The following is a 16,038-nucleotide window of genomic DNA, read 5'->3' as shown; positions in this document are numbered from 1 at the left end:
AAATATTTCAATAATTCAACCTTGTTTGTATAGTAACATGGAATCAAATATATGAAAAATATCTAAAATATATGATTATCATACATTTTAGATATACTATTATATATAATTTGCTATAAGATGAATCTGGGATTAGATGAATTAATTTTTTGACTTTTTCGTTATTTGATACTATTATTTCTTTATACATACTTGGTTTACTATCATAAGAGATATCGAGGTGGAGAAAGATGGATATGAGACAACTGCGTTATTTCTATACAATTGCAACAGAGGGACAAATTACACGGGCAGCTAAAATACTTCATATGGCACAGCCTCCTCTTAGTCAAAGTTTAAAAGCATTAGAAAGTGAAATAGGTGTCCCGCTGTTTGAAAGAAATGGCAAGAAAATGGAACTTACTGAAGCTGGGGAAGTTTTATACAAGAAAGCAGATTATTTTTTTAAGTTTTTTGATGAAGCGCTTATAGAGGTGAAAGAAACAGGGGAAGGTCTAAAGGGACAATTGACTGTTGGCTGTGTAAAGACACTTTTTTCTCATGTACCGCAAAGAATAAAATCTTTTCGTGAAAAATATCCAAACGTCACCTTTGAATTAAGAGAAGGGGACTCTTATCTTCTTGCAGAACAGCTTAATAATCGAAACATTGATTTGGCAATCGTTCGGCTCCCTTTAGATATGGAACCTTATTCAAGCCTCTTTCTGCCAGAAGAAAACTATGTAGCTATTATGCCTGAGCAATGGGCAAAATCCTATGAATCCGAAACCATTACCATGAACGAACTTGCCAATTTACCTTTACTATTATTAAGAAGAATTAGTGGTGTTGGTCAATATGAGCTGATTATGGATAAATTTGAAAAACGAGGACTTACTCCCAATATCGTGACAGTTTGTCCAGATGTGGACATGATTCTCGAATTGGTCAATGTGGAAGTCGGAGCTTCGATTTTACCAGCATCCATACTCAAGAAACATTTTAATGCTGGAATAAAAGGGTTTGCCATTGAAGACGAGACGATTATTTCCAAGTCCGCAATCATTTGGCTAAAGGATCGTTATCTTTCCAAAAGCAAGCAACGCTTTATCGAATACTTTGAGGAATCTATCGGAAAATAAAAAAGGCCAATTCCTTCAGATTTGAAGTAATATAAAGAAATTGACCATAAATAAATGTCTCAGTCGAGGCTCTTTGGCCATAATCAAACCTCGAAGAACAACAAATGACTTCAATCCGGAATGTAGATTTTAACGCTTATTTTAATGCTACAAAACTCAAATACTTTATAAAAAAGGAAAAAACTATCATTCTTCTTTTTTCAATAATACTGTAATAAACAGAGTTGTTTAATAGTATTTAAGAATTTTCAGGAAACAGAGTATCCTATTTCACACCATTCTTCGCATAAACTTATAATAAAATATGCCCTAATGTTACACCTATAATAATATATATCAGAAAAACACCTATTGCCCACTTAGCAGCATATTTTTGGACATCCCCTAAATTAACCTTTGTCATCTCTGTTAACAAGTACATTGCTCCAACCAGCGGACCAATAAAACCAAAAGAGGTTCCGTATAACGATGCAATAGCAATCTCCATTTCACTAACCCCATATATGGAAGCAGTTTCCGATATTACAGGAATAATGCCAAAATAAAAAGCATCGGGGCCTATTAAAAAGAGTCCGGGAATACTAAGAACGGCAATTACAATTGGAAGAAAGGATCCAATTCCGTCGGGGATTATAGTGATTAAACTCTGCGCCATAGCTGCGGACATTTGTGTTTCTTTCAATATACCGGCAAAAACCCCGGCAGCAAGCATGATACTCGTAACAGATAATGCATTGGGAGCATGTTTTTGAACTCTTTCGCGTTGATCGATAATCGATGGATAGTTTATTAATAATGCGATAGCAGTCCCAAGAATAAATAACACTACTGGTGGCAGCCATTCCAAAAGCAATGCTGCCATGATAACAATAGTTAGAATAAAATTTAGCCATCTTAGTTCGGGACGCTTTATTACCACATTTTCTACAGCAGCAGACATCATACTTTCGGTTTGATCGTTCATGTTCAAATAAGGATTGTGTATTCCGAGTCGAGCCCTTTCTTTCCGGCCAATAATATATGCAACCAAAACAATATATATCAGGCTAACAATCATCCCAGGTACCATTGTCCTAAATAGACTTGTAGGATCTAAGTTCAAAACACTTGCAACCCGACCGACAGGGCCACCCCAAGGAACTAGTGTTGTAATACCAATTTGCAATACCGTTATAGATGCTAAAATAATAGGTTTTATCCCCAGTTTTATATAAATTGGAAGAAAAGCGCTCACAACTATAATAATCGTAGTGGAACCATCACCATCTAAGCCTACTATACCTGCTAATATAGCTGTCCCTACAATAACTTTTAATGGATCACCTTTTGCTATCTTTATAATTTTGTTTGTGAGTGGCTCAAACAATCCCGTGTCAATCATGATACCGAAATATAGAATTGCAAACAGGATCAGGAGTGCTGTTGGTGCTGTATTTAAAACACCATCCATCATCATGGGACCCAGTTGAAAACCAAAGCCTCCAATAATCCCGTAGATTACCGGTACGATAATCAGACCAGTAAAAGGTGTCACACGTTTTGACATAATAAGATACAAAAATGTGATTACCATCAGAAAACCTAAAATAGCTAACATAATTGCCCTTCCCCCTTTATAAAAAAACATTGAAATCGTTTACAATTTAGTAGAGTCTTCATTACTATTTTGTTTTCATTAATAAGTTATTATCCAAGTAGCATGTGATCAATCATCCATTATCAATAGATTAACGAATTCATATATAGATATTTGGGATTATTCCAAAAAATAGAGTTAGATTAAATGTAATAGACTTATAATTTACCCTCTTAAAAAAGTCAATTGAATGAAGTGGTGGTTTGCCTAACGATATCCACCACTCCCATTGTCACTTAAGCTAAAATAATATCCATATAATTTGTTTATAGCAATTTTTAAGTTTATTGCTTACTTTTTATTTTCGGTAGATATTCTGAATTATTTTCACCTAATTCAGGTCCAATAGTTCCAATATCGCCAGGTGTTTCGGATAATTTTGGCACAACCCCCGGGACTCTGACACTTTTCCCATCCGGCAATTCAACTGTTTGGAGCATGTCTCGTGCCTGGTATTGTTCATCATTTACGATGTCTTCTATACTATAAATTGGTCCTACTGGTACACGGGCTTCATCAAGAATTTGCTGTACCTCTTTTTGAGTATGCTGCTTTGTCCAGTCTTCTATAATCTTATCAAGATAATCAACATTTTCTGCCCTGCCTTGATTACTCGCGTACACGGGATCTTCCGCAAGTTCAGGACGTTCCATTGCATTCGCAAAACGTTTAAATATACCGTCACTGTTTGCTGCAATCACGATATATTTCCCATCTCCACAAAGATACGTATTCGATGGTGCTATTCCTTCCAGCGTAGCTCCAGTTCTCTCTCGAATGATCCCTTTTAGGTCATATTCAGGAAGCACACCCTCTAATAGAGAAAAAACAGATTCAGTAAGTGCAACATCAACGTGTTGACCTTTTCTTGATGGTACATTATCTCGGACTCTAAGTGCCATCAGTGTACCAAGTGCTGCGTATAAAGCAGCGACAGAATCCCCAATAGCTAAACCGACACGAACTGGTGGACGATCAGGAAAACCTGTTAGATAACGCAGGCCGCCCATTGACTCTGCAACACTGCCAAATCCTACTTTATCCCGATATGGACCGGTTTGACCATAACCGGATATTCGAGTCATAATAATGCTTGGATTTACTTGTTTTAAATCTTCATAACCGATTCCCCACCTTTCAAGTGTACCAGGGCGGAAATTTTCAATTACCACATCCACCTCTTTTGCTAATTCCCTTATCATTTCCTGTCCTGCTTCTTCACGAAGGTTAATCGTAATGGATTTTTTATTTCTTGCATGCACATACCACCATACAGATGTATCATGGTGCATGACTCGCCAGTTTCTTAAAGAGTCACCTTTTCCTGGATCCTCTACTTTTATTACTTCAGCACCAAATTCACCAAAGATCTTTCCGACAAAAGGAGCAGCTACAAAGTTTCCTAATTCTAATACTTTAATTCCTTCTAGTGGTTTTTTCATTATGCCCATCCTCTCTTAACTCGATAAACTTATTGAATACTTAATATTCAGATATTGTATACAAATAATTACACACTTGTTTGCTTTTTTACCATATCCTGAAACATCTGATCCGTATTTTTTAACTTATCAATATCTATTCCAGTCTCTATTCCCTGCCTTTCCAAAAAGTTTACTACTTGACTTGCCTGCACATTCCCTGGTGCTCCTGGTGCATATGGACACCCGCCCAATCCTGCCTGTGCTGTATCATAGATATAAACGCCTGATTGAATACCTGCTATAATATTGGCGAGCGCATACCCATAAGTATCATGAAGATGCAGACTTAATGTCAGGTCAGGATACTTGTCTTTAATACGACTGCAATATTCATATATCATTTTTGGTGTTGCTTTCCCTATAGTGTCTCCCAAACCAACTTCATCCACGCCATTTTCAACCATTGTCGTAACGATTCGTTCAACTTCTTGATAAGGAACCTCTCCTGCATATGGACAAACAAAAGCAGTGGCAACTGCCCCCATTGTTTTTCGGTTATGACTTCTTGTTTTGCTTATTAAATCACTTACATGTACCAGCGATTCATTTGTCGTCCGATTCAAATTGGCTTCATTATGTTTCGTACTGGCTGAAAGGAAGAAAACCGCAGTATCAATATTGGTCTTCAAAAAGCGTTCGAGACCCTTTATATTTGGAACCAAAGCATCATATTGAATACCTGGAATTTTAGGAAGTCTCTTCGCCAGCTCATCAGCATCGCTAAGGGCTGGCACCCACTTTGGATGGACAAAGGAAGTAACTTCAATACGTCTAAATCCAGCATCAATAATCTCATTTAAACCACCAAGCTTATTCTCCGCTTCTATGAAAACGGATTCATTTTGAAGACCGTCTCTTAACGTAACGTCGCGAATGCTTACTTTTTCAGGGAAATTCACGTGTAAATCCACTCCTTTTGATTTATGATAATGAAGTAAATGAATCATTTACCAATTCATTTAGTTGTATCCATATTGTTCCAGGTAATAATTATAATCCTTTTGAATATGGTCTCTCATATGTTTCTCTGCAGATTTTGCATCTCTGTTTAAAATATCTAAGCAGATTGCTTCATGTTCAAAGAAGCCTTCTACCATTCTGCTTGTTTTTGTAAGAATAATGTTTCGGTAGAATAGAATCAAGGAATGAAGCTGATTCATCATTTTGATGAGAAAAGGATTTTCACTGCATTCCAAGATTAAATCATGGAATTTTCTACTTAACTTCTTCATATGCTCAAAATCTTCTGCTTCCATAATGTCCTTCATTTTCCTAAGCAGTTCATTTATTTCTGTTAACTGTATATTATTGCTGCGTTCAGCTGCAAGTGATGCAGCCAGAGGCTCTAAACTTAAACGACACTCATATAAATATTTAAAATCATCACTCGTAGGCCTGAAAACTCTCACTCCGCCCCGGGGATGACTTGCTACAAGCCCCTCACTTTTTAATTGCTTTATTGCCTCACGTATGGGACTCCTGCTTACGCCTGTTTCTTCTGCAATTTGTTGCTCCACAACTCGTGTCCCAGGTCCTAGTTTTCCATTTACAATTTTGTCGTGCATATATTCATACACTTGAACTTGAAGTGTCTTGGATGTATCTAGTATGAATGTCAATTACCTCACCCTTTTCATAAAATTCAATTAGTGTATACAATTAACTGCAAATGTATAAATTAATCTTATATTTTATAATATTTCTCAGTATAGATTAAGTTGAGTTTCATTATAAACATGGAATAATCTACAGTCAATATTTTTTGAATAATCAGCCATTTTTTGCGTACTTTGCAGAGATGGGAGGAAGCATCAGCTCCTCCCTTCTATTTATTATCTTCCTGAAACCTATTACCCCATCTTACTCTTTTCAACAGATTCAAGCTGAACAGGATTTACTGCAGCAGCTTCCGTATAGGTTAGTGTTTTCCCAGTAATTCCAAAAAAAATCGTCAGAATTGGGCATAACAAGCAAAAGAAAGCAAATGGCAAATACGATAAAGTCGGTACACCTAAAACACTTGCTATAAATACACCGCATACACTCCATGGAACAAGTGGGTTAACTACCGTACCGGCATCCTCTGCCACTCTTGATAGATTTTTATTTGCTAAACCGAGTTTTTGATATTGCGACTGGAACGTTTCTGTTGTTAATAGAATAGATAAATATTGTTCCCCTACCAGCACATTGACTCCGATAGCATTAAGAGCAGAGCCAATGATTACGGACTTAGCAGATTGCAAAATTCTTTCCACGGCTTCAAATAGTCTTGGGACAATCCCTAACTTAAACAATAATCCTCCCATTCCTAATGCTAGCAAAATGATTGCAATCGTAAAAAACATACTTTCCATTCCGCCCCGTGTCAGTAAAGAATCGATTTGTTCAATACCTGTCTCTGACACATAACCTCCATATAATATTCCCAGTAACCCACCAATTGAAGGAACAGCATGAAAAAATGATATAAGAATAGCACTTACTGTACCAGCTGTAAGCGATAATAATGCTGGGGCCTTGAAGATAGAGAAAATAACTAAGACAGCAAGTGGAATGACCGCATTATACCAGTGAATCAGCCCTGTCCCCAAAAGCCCTTGCTGATATAACTCCATTTCACTGAAATTTGCAGTTGAAATACTCGGTGATATAATTCCGAAAATCACCAGTCCAATCAGGAATGCCGGTACTGTTGTCCACATCATATTTCGTATATGGTCAAACAAATCAACCTTCAGAATACTAGAAGCCATATTCGTTGTATCTGAAATCGGAGACATCTTATCACCGAAAAATGCACCAGATACAATTGCTCCAGCTGTGATTGCCAGTGAAATATCAAGAGCCTGGGATATACCAATAAAAGCTAATCCGACTGTTGCCACCGTTGTTAAAGAGCTCCCCACACAAATTCCAACGACAGAGGTTACGATTAAAACAATGGCATAATAAAAACGTGGTGTCACTAATTCGAATCCAGCATAAATTAAAGTCGGAATAGTTCCACTATAAATCCATGCAGCTATTAAAATACCAATCATAAAGAAAAGAAAAACGGCCCCCATTCCAGATGTAGCCCCTTCTGAAAAACCTTCCTGTAATTTTTCATAAGGGATCTTTTTAATGATTCCATAAATAACTAACAATAACAATGAAATCGTTAAAGGTATATGTGGAGGAGCTTCGAAATAGATAATACTGACACTCATAATAGCGATGATAGCTGAGATTACGAGGATAGCCTCAGGCAACGACGGCATTTGCTCAGATTTAATTCGGAACATAATGAATCTCCTTCATTTTAATTTGTTGTTAGATTAACTGAGTTCTACTAGTAGCAGTTTTGGTTTTTCAAGCAATGCCTTGAACCTATTCGTAAAGGCTATTGCATTTCCTCCGTCTGTAACACGGTGATCGAATGTGAGCGTCACGTTCATCATTGATCTGATAACGATCTCATCATTTTCGTTTACAACAGGTATTTTTTTCGTTTTATGAAAAGCCATTAATGCGACTTCTGGATAATTGATGATCGGCGTTGCACCGATACTTCCCATTGGTCCAACATTGCTGATCGTAAAGGTGCTTCCGGTCATTTCTTTCGGTGTCAGTCTATTTTCTCTTGCTTTCTTCATCAGTTCTTTCATTTCTTTGTTAATAATGCGGATTGACTTATTATCCGCATTTTTAACGACTGGAACAATTAACCCCTCTTCCGTATCCGTTGCAATGCCCATATGAACCCCTTTTTCCAATCTGATTTCTTCTTTTTTCTCATCAAGTTTGGCATTAAAGATTGGATGTTCTCTCAATGCTATCGTGAGCGCTTTAATAAAAAATGCTGCAACAGATACATCGGCATGAGGCTTAATCTCTTTTCTGAACTGCAGTAACTCAGTCATATCAATTTCTTCCATGTGATGAACATGTGGGATCGTAAAGATGGATGTTGTCATTTTTTTTGCGATTTGTTTGCGCCTGCCTTTAAACGGAATAATATCCGTTTCCTCTTTTTCACTGACCGACTGCTTTTCTGCTGTCCCTTGAAAAAATTGCTTTTTTAACTGTTTAACAGCAGGCTTGACTTTTGTTGCAGCGCTCTCTCTGTTTTGAGCAAACTGCTGAACATCTTCTATGGTAATACGTCCAGATTTCCCCGTTCCTTCTACAAATTCGATATCCACATCAAGTTCTCTCGCAATCTTCCTCGTAAATGGTGCTGCTTTTATTCGTGTTGGCCCGTTTATTTTTTCGGGTTTCGTTTGTTTTTTTGCATTATCACTCGCTGCAAATTGTATAGAATGATTTGATTCTTCTTTTTGTGTTTCTGCAGCCTCTTTCTTCTCAATAGAACCCTCTGCTTCAATCGTCAAAATCGTTGTTCCTACAGGGATAGTCGTTCCCTCAGCAATATATATTTTTTTAACAACCCCTTTGGCTGGCGCTGTTAACTCGGCAACCATTTTTTCTGTCTGCAATTCTACAATTGGCTGATCTTCCTCAACTTGATCTCCTTCCTGAATAAAATAAGCTAGTACATCCCCTTCTGTCATTCCTTCTCCAATATCATGTAATTTTACTTCTACCATTCACTCCACCTCCTTTAAAAATGAATCACTTTATAAATAGCATCCGTTACACGTGCTGGTGTCGGGATATTATGTTCTTCCAGAGCCCAAAAAGGCACATGAACATCCGCACCAGTGACACGCTCAATTGGTGATTTCATATATAAAAATGAAGTATCATTTATAATCGAAATAATGTCATTTCCTAATCCCCCGGTTGCTGGAGCTTCATGAACAACGACACAGCGCCCGGTTTTCTGCACAGATTCGGCTATAATAGCTTTATCAATCGGATACAACGTGCGTAAATCAATGACGTCACAGCTAATCCCTTTATCTGCTGCCTGTTCGGCTGCCTTCATTGCAACGGGTACCATTGCCCCCCAGGCAATCACCGTTGCATCGTCTCCTTCTCGCAAATACTTCCCTTTTCCAATTTCAATTTCATATTTTTCTTCTGGAACGTCACCTCTGACAGCACGGTATAATCTTAGTGGCTCAAGAAATAGTACCGGATCTGGGTCCTCTATTGCCGAAATAAGAAGTCCTTTTGCATCATGTGGATTAGATGGACAAACGACTTTTATCCCTGGCATATGGGTGAATAATGCTTCCATACTATCTGAATGGATTTCTGGAGCACGTACTCCTGCTCCATATGGTGCACGAATCACAAGTGGTACGGTAAAGGCACCTTTGGTACGGTAGCGCATTCTCGTCGCATGTGTCATAATTTGTTCGTATGCAGGGTAAATAAAACCTAAAAACTGAATTTCTGCTACTGGAAACAGTCCGTTTATTGCCATCCCAATCGAGGATCCGATGATTCCTGCCTCACTCAATGGTGTATCAAAAACCCTCTTTTCTCCAAACTCTTCCTGCAAGCCATCCGTTGCCCGAAAGACACCGCCATTTTTTCCAACATCTTCCCCTAATACCACGACTTCTTCTTTTTCGTTAAGCATGGTACGCATTCCATCAGTGATAGCTTGAATAAGCGTCAATTGTTTCGTTTTCGCTATCGTTATCATCTCATCTCACCCCTCGCAAATGGTTCATATATTCTTCCTTTTGCTGTTCAATCGTCCATGTCGGTTTTTCGAACATGTAATCATAAATATCATTCACATCCGCTGGTGGCATCGTCTCCATATCTTTAACCGCCCTATCAATTTCTTCCTTTACTTCCTCTTTTAACTGTTCTACGACTGTTTCATCCCAAAAACCGTACGCTTTCATAAATAGTTCCAATCTTGTAACCGGATCATTTTGACGGTGTTTTTCATTTTCTTTTTTTTGATTACGATACTTCGTCGGATCATCTGCAGTGGTATGAGCACCATATCGCCATGTTACGGCTTCAATTAAACTTGGTCCTTCCCCATTTCTCGCTCGTTCTAACGCTTTTTTTGTTTCAAAATAAGCTGCAAAAATGTCATTCCCATCAATTCGAATACCTGGGATTTCATAGGCAATTGACTTCTGAGCAATCGTCTTGGAATTCATTTGTCTCCAGATTGGAGTCGAAATGGCATATTGATTATTCTGATTAAAGAAGACAACAGGTGCTTGAAATACACTAGCAAAGTTTAATCCTTCATGAAAATCACCCTCTGAAGTTGCGCCATCTCCAAAATAAGCAATAACAGCTTGTGAAGAATTTTTATATTTATTTGCCATCGCTATTCCAGCTGCAAGTGGAAGCTGTGTTGCGATTGGAACGGAAGGTGGTAATATATTTTTTCCTTTAGGTGGAAGATTCCCTTCCACTCGTCCATTCCATGAAGATAAAATAGTATAAGATTTTCCAAAGCTAATACTTGCCGCATGATCCCGATATGTTGGCAACATCCAATCATCTTCATCGAGTGCTAGAGCACTTCCCACCTGTGCTGCTTCCTGCCCTTCAAAGCCTGGGTAAGTACCGAGCCTGCCCTGGCGCTGCAGGTTAATTGCCTTTTGGTCAAATGCCCGCATACAGATTAGCTGTCGGTAAAATTGCTGTGCTAATGCATGATCAATTTGATTAAGATATGATTTATCTATTAGTTCTCCATTTTGGTCCATGATTTGCACCATTGGAAATTCTTCCTGGATGTCTCTTTTCATGTCCATCACCTCTTTGACTCTTATTTTTAGATTCTATAAGTAAGCTTTTCGTTCACATAGGGTTTTAGATTATATAAAATTAAATATTTATTCTCTTATATTCCATTTCGGTCTACGCTTGCGAGAATAAAAATTGTTTCGATTTCGCTGTTCATCCAATACGCTGCGTACTTTTCTATTTGCTGCTTCTACTGTTGTAATCGCATCCATTTCTGCTTGCTGATAAATATCATAAAGCGAACGGTAAATTGCTTTTGTCTTTACAAGTACTCGTTTAGAATTCGGACCATATAATTCATCCGCAACCTGAATTAGTCCTCCGGCATTAACAATATAATCCGGGGCATATAAAATTCCTTTTTCGTGAAGTGTTTTTGCGTGATTTAGAGTTTGGAGCTGATTGTTCGCTGAACCAACAATCGCTCTTACTTTTAGCTGACCAATGGTTTGGTCATTAATGATTGCCCCCATTGCACAAGGAATAAAGATATCTGCATTCGTACTATAAATAGCGTTACTCTCTACCTCATGGATTTCACCGTTTGTATCTTTTGCTTTTGTTTTAATCTGTCTCAACACATCTTGATTAAGGTCCGTGACATAGATTTGCGCTCCAGCTTCCAGTAATTGTTCGGCCACCTTATAACCGACTTTTCCTAATCCCTGAATGGCATATGTTCTGGTTCCTAAATCGTTATTTTTAAATAAGTATTCATTGGTTGCCTCTAAGGCATGAATCACTCCACGTGCGGTGGAAATAGAAGAATCTCCGCTGCCTCCATAAGCTTCTGGAATTCCGTTAATAAAATTGGTTTCCTTATATGCCTCCACAAAATCATCGGTTGTTGTTCCCATATCTGTACCTGTATAAAAACGTCCGTTCAAAGAATCAACAAATTGTCCGAATGCGCGGAATAGTGCAGGGGATTTATCTTTTTTGGGATCACCAATAATGACCGCCTTTCCTCCACCAAAATCAAGGCCAGATGCTGCACACTTATAGGTCATTCCTTCTGACAATCGAAGAACATCCTCCAGTGCCTCATCAACACTTTCATATGGATACATCCTTGTTCCGCCCAATGCAGGACCGAGTGTCGTATCATGAATGGCTATAATTGCTTGAAGTCCCGTTGCCGGATCATTACAGAACATCACTTGTTCATGATTTGCTATTGTTTCAAATGTATTTTTCTCTATTGGTTTGACTATTTCAAGCTGTTTCAAGAAGACTACCTCCATTTATTTGTTTAACTGCAATTGTTCATTTAATTTGCTTTGCATCGTATTTTTTGGCAGAATTGCCTGCTTTACTTCCCCTTCACCAATGATACCGTTTTCATTTTTAGCAATAACCTTTGTTATCACTTGTTTTTCGGTAATACTTGTTACAACAGCTTCCATCTTAACTTTCGTACCTAGTGCTGATGGGGCGATATGCTTGAGTTTTACAGCTGCTCCTGCACTTTCTTCTTGTCCCCCCAGATAGGGAAGCAACAGATCTCTTGATACCCATTCCATATGATAGACCATGGAAGCGGTGGAATAAGCGGGATGTACTAATTCGTCGCCAAATTGTGCAAACATATCTTCCGTCACTACTATTTCAAGAACGGCCCAATCCCCAACTTTCAATCCTTCCTTCATTTCTTTCACCCTTTCCCCAAAGCCTTGAATGACAGCATATTTGTTTGAATAAGTCCATATAAGGTTAAAAAACATCTAACTTTTTACCATCTTTATTATTTTCAAAATATTACATTTCCAATTATATTCACCCGACAGTTAACTGTCAACCAAAAATAAATAATAAAATAAAAAATCTTAATCCATTTTTGATTGGATTAAGATTTGATATGCATCAAGACACCTTCCAGAGCCTTTTTAATATGGACACTCATTAGATTGGCTGCTTCTTCTTCATTCCCGTTAAGCATCCATTCATAAATTTGTTCATGGTCTTCAATAAAAGAAGGGTAAAACGATCCTCCGACCATACTCTTTCGCATATAATGTGTTTTTACTTTAATAACTTCAAGCAAATTAATCAGTTGGCCGTTGTTAGATGCTTCGGTAATAATTGTATGGAATTGCTGATCCAGCTGACCAAGTTCTGGAGAATCCGGTTTCACTTTTTTCGTTTCCTGTAAATTATGAGCTAAACTTTCCTTCACTTCATCGGTCAGATTCTTAATAGCAAGACGGATCGCTAACACTTCCAGACTTTCCCTGCACTGAAATATATCTACAACATCGTCAACTGTTGGCTCATACACCTTTACGAACCCATCATTATATATTAGTAAGCCATCCTGCGTTAACATACGAATCGCTTCTCTTACGGTTCCCCTGCTAGTCCCTAACGTACTTGCGACCTTAGCTTCTACGACACGTTCAGCAGGCTTTAAATTTCCTTCCATAATTGCTTCTTTAATCAAATGATAGGCTTGTAAATGCAAGGATTCTGACTTAATAATTTTACCCATCGTAACAGCTCCTTCTGCTAAACTACTCTGCATATATAAAATAGTTAATTGTAAGTGTTTACGTCTACTAATATAGCACAAAAATATGCTGGACGGATAGAAGTTGGATGTACACATTATCAGTTTATGATAAAAATTTGAGGACTACTGGAATTACAGACGCTACGTGATTGTATACTATAAATCACCAAAAATGAGCTACATTCTCAGTAGCCCATTTTTTCACATTTTATCTATCGATTCCCCGATTCGAGATTTTAATTTCCCTCTCCACATCCAGTGTTAAAATGGTGTAGCGAACTAGCTTCTTTTGGATAATAGCAAACTAGCTTTTCTATTAAATTTCACCGACTGATTAGCCTTTTCATTTCCTTAGCTACAATTTTCGGATGAGCTGCCGCTGTTATCGCACTTCCAACAATAATGATATCTGGTTCCTCTTGAACAATTTCAGACAATGATTCCAAATTGATTCCCCCTGCAACCGCTATTTTAAAAGACGATTCCTTTACTAGAGAAAACAAATCAGTTGTAAAACCGCCTTCTGATTGCTTGTCTTTTCCAACATGGAGGCTAACGAGACTTACACCCAGCTGTTCAAGCTCTGTAATTCGGTCCTTTGAACGTACTTCGAGCAAATCAACCATTACCTGAGTCCCCATCTCTTCACCTGCCTGCAGCGTATCTTTTATCGTTAAGTCAGAAGCTAATGCCATAACTGTCATTATATCTGAGCCCGCTTTAAAGGCCTGATATGCTTCATGCCTGCCCGCATCACATGTTTTCATATCGGAAAGAATCAGCTTATCTGGATAACACGCTCGCATTTCCTTTACAATCGCCATGCCATATTCTTTGATAACACCCGTCCCTATTTCGATAATATCAATATATTCCTCTACTTCTTCTACCAGACGAAAACATTCATGTTCAGTAAGTCTGTCCAATGCTAATTGCAGTTTCATTATTTGTACCCCATTTCTATCGCTCGATACGTTCAATTTCACCGAGTTTGCCTTGAACATCTTCATAATATGGCAGTCCTTCATTATCGCCAACAACACTGACAACCATCGAACCGATCGTATTTGCAAACTGTAATGTTTTTTCAAGCGGCCACTTATTCAGGATTCCATAAAGCACACCCGCATTGAATCCATCTCCAGCTCCTACCGTATCAGCAACCTTGTTCGCTTTAACAGGAGGTGCTTCCACAATTTCCTCATTGTAATAGCCGACAGATCCATTTTCACCTTGCTTTACAGCTATATAGGAAATTCCCATCTCCTTCGTCTTTTCAATAATTGCTTTGGGATCCTTTTCACCAATAATAATATCCATCTCTTCATCCCCTGCTAACAAGATGTCAACATGGGGGAGGATTTCAGCTAACACACGACTTGCTTCTTCCTTGCTCCACATCCGAAGTCTTATATTAGGATCAAAAGAAATTAATAGATTGTTTTTCTTCGCTAGTTCGATTGCTTTATGGATAACGTCAATATGAATTTCACCAATTGCCGGATAAATCCCTGTTATATGGAGGATCTTTGCCTCTTCAAAATAGCCTTCATCTAAATCTTCCGGATGCATTGCTAATGTTGGAGATTTATCACGATAATAAAACGTTCGGACATTTCCATCTTCCATAATTTCTTTAAAATTTAACGATGTGGGATATCCATCCACTAATTTGACCTGTGACATATCTATTCCTTCGCCACGGGCAAAATTATAAATATATTTGCCAAATTCATCATTGCCTAATCTGCTAATATAACCAGCTTTCAGTCCTAAGCGCGAGCAGCCGATTGCTAGGTTCAGCTCTGCTCCACCAACCTTTTTCTCAAACATATTTACGTACTTCATTGGTCCTGTTGATTGCGGGCTAAATGCAATCATTGCTTCACCAATTGTAATCACATCATTCATTTTTAGCTGCCTCCTCTTGACATTTACCTTTCTAAAATGTCAATCCTTCCTTCTCTTGCAATGATCACATTATGAGCCATTTGTGGAAACAAACCTGTTTCGACGACTCCTGTGATCTGTTTCAATTTCTCATGCAGTGCTTGTGGATCTTCAATACTGGCAAACTTACAATCTACAATATAATTTCCGTTATCGGATACGAATGGTTGACCATCTCTTTTTCTCAATACTGGAGTACATCCAAATGCGGCGATTTGTTCTGTTGTCACCTCAAACCCAAATGGCAATACTTCAACTGGGAGGGGGGAGTCTCCTAATTTAGATACAGTCTTTGATGAATCCACAATAATAATAAGCCTATCAGCTGCTTGATCAACAATTTTTTCTCTGACAAGTGACCCGCCACCACCTTTTAAAAGGTGGAGGTTCGGATCCACTTCATCAGCTCCGTCAATTGCGATATCAATCTTTGTCGTATTAGAAAAATCAGTCAGTGGAATTCCTAATTGTTTCGCAAATCGTTCTGTTTTTAACGAAGAAGGTATACCTTTGATTGTAAGTCCTTCTTTAATACGTTCAGCAAGCTTTTCAAGCATGAAATTGACGGTGGAGCCGGAACCGAGTCCGACCGTCATCCCATCTTTTATATATTGTATAGATGCTTCAGCAGCCATCTGTTTATCTTCCATCATTATCTCT

General features: G+C 38.1%; 15 protein-coding genes. 1 reads left to right on the top strand and 14 read right to left on the bottom strand.

Annotated features, from left to right (window positions below; translation table 11 throughout):
• Nucleotides 1–230: 230 nt before the first annotated feature.
• Complete coding sequence (locus D1B32_RS02930) at nt 231–1,121, top strand: LysR family transcriptional regulator (protein ID WP_118888586.1); 891 nt, start codon at nt 231–233, stop codon at nt 1,119–1,121.
• Between the two features lie 292 nt (nt 1,122–1,413).
• On the opposite strand, the gene D1B32_RS02925 is transcribed toward D1B32_RS02930, so the two are convergent.
• The 14 genes from D1B32_RS02925 to rpiA form a co-directional block, all read right to left on the bottom strand.
• Nucleotides 1,414–2,718, bottom strand: a complete 1,305-nt coding sequence (locus D1B32_RS02925) for a CitMHS family transporter (protein WP_118888585.1) — start codon at nt 2,716–2,718, stop codon at nt 1,414–1,416.
• Between the two features lie 323 nt (nt 2,719–3,041).
• Nucleotides 3,042–4,199 carry a CaiB/BaiF CoA transferase family protein gene (locus tag D1B32_RS02920; RefSeq protein ID WP_118888584.1) on the bottom strand — a complete coding sequence of 386 codons (1,158 nt, stop codon included), beginning with the start codon at nt 4,197–4,199 and terminating at the stop codon, nt 3,042–3,044.
• Nucleotides 4,200–4,267: 68 nt separating this feature from the next.
• A complete protein-coding gene (locus tag D1B32_RS02915) occupies nt 4,268–5,140 on the bottom strand; it encodes a hydroxymethylglutaryl-CoA lyase (protein WP_158586193.1) in 873 nt (290 codons plus the stop codon).
• A gap of 60 nt (nt 5,141–5,200) precedes the next feature.
• Complete coding sequence (locus D1B32_RS02910) at nt 5,201–5,860, bottom strand: GntR family transcriptional regulator (protein WP_095308085.1); 660 nt, start codon at nt 5,858–5,860, stop codon at nt 5,201–5,203.
• A gap of 231 nt (nt 5,861–6,091) precedes the next feature.
• Nucleotides 6,092–7,528, bottom strand: coding sequence for a Na+/H+ antiporter NhaC (gene nhaC, locus D1B32_RS02905; RefSeq protein ID WP_118888582.1), 1,437 nt, complete (start codon nt 7,526–7,528; stop codon nt 6,092–6,094).
• Nucleotides 7,529–7,561: 33 nt separating this feature from the next.
• Nucleotides 7,562–8,833: a dihydrolipoamide acetyltransferase family protein gene (locus D1B32_RS02900; protein ID WP_118888581.1), complete on the bottom strand. Its 1,272-nt coding sequence runs from the start codon at nt 8,831–8,833 to the stop codon at nt 7,562–7,564.
• A 14-nt stretch (nt 8,834–8,847) separates the two neighbouring features.
• Entirely contained in the window at nt 8,848–9,843 is a 996-nt protein-coding gene (locus D1B32_RS02895) for an alpha-ketoacid dehydrogenase subunit beta (RefSeq protein WP_118888580.1), read from the bottom strand.
• A gap of 1 nt (nt 9,844) precedes the next feature.
• Nucleotides 9,845–10,921: a pyruvate dehydrogenase (acetyl-transferring) E1 component subunit alpha gene (pdhA, locus tag D1B32_RS02890; protein ID WP_240033706.1), complete on the bottom strand. Its 1,077-nt coding sequence runs from the start codon at nt 10,919–10,921 to the stop codon at nt 9,845–9,847.
• Nucleotides 10,922–11,008: 87 nt separating this feature from the next.
• On the bottom strand, nt 11,009–12,163 hold the full coding sequence (locus D1B32_RS02885) for a Leu/Phe/Val dehydrogenase (protein WP_118888579.1): 1,155 nt from the start codon (nt 12,161–12,163) through the stop codon (nt 11,009–11,011).
• Nucleotides 12,164–12,568: a thioesterase family protein gene (locus D1B32_RS02880; protein WP_095308127.1), complete on the bottom strand. Its 405-nt coding sequence runs from the start codon at nt 12,566–12,568 to the stop codon at nt 12,164–12,166.
• A gap of 197 nt (nt 12,569–12,765) precedes the next feature.
• Nucleotides 12,766–13,407, bottom strand: a complete 642-nt coding sequence (locus tag D1B32_RS02875; protein ID WP_158586192.1) for a GntR family transcriptional regulator — start codon at nt 13,405–13,407, stop codon at nt 12,766–12,768.
• Nucleotides 13,408–13,751: 344 nt separating this feature from the next.
• On the bottom strand, nt 13,752–14,372 hold the full coding sequence (gene hxlA / locus D1B32_RS02870; protein ID WP_095308071.1) for a 3-hexulose-6-phosphate synthase: 621 nt from the start codon (nt 14,370–14,372) through the stop codon (nt 13,752–13,754).
• 16 nt (nt 14,373–14,388) lie between these two features.
• Nucleotides 14,389–15,339 carry a sugar kinase gene (locus tag D1B32_RS02865; protein ID WP_095308069.1) on the bottom strand — a complete coding sequence of 317 codons (951 nt, stop codon included), beginning with the start codon at nt 15,337–15,339 and terminating at the stop codon, nt 14,389–14,391.
• Between the two features lie 23 nt (nt 15,340–15,362).
• A complete protein-coding gene (gene rpiA / locus D1B32_RS02860; RefSeq protein ID WP_144029172.1) occupies nt 15,363–16,028 on the bottom strand; it encodes a ribose-5-phosphate isomerase RpiA in 666 nt (221 codons plus the stop codon).
• Between the last annotated feature and the right edge of the window lie 10 nt (nt 16,029–16,038).

It is taken from the genome of Oceanobacillus profundus (assembly GCF_003515705.1).
GTDB classification, from domain to species: Bacteria; Bacillota; Bacilli; order Bacillales; family Amphibacillaceae; genus Oceanobacillus; species Oceanobacillus profundus.
The sequence above is the reverse complement of the archived record's forward strand: the minus strand, read 5'-3'. Positions and strand labels throughout refer to the sequence as shown.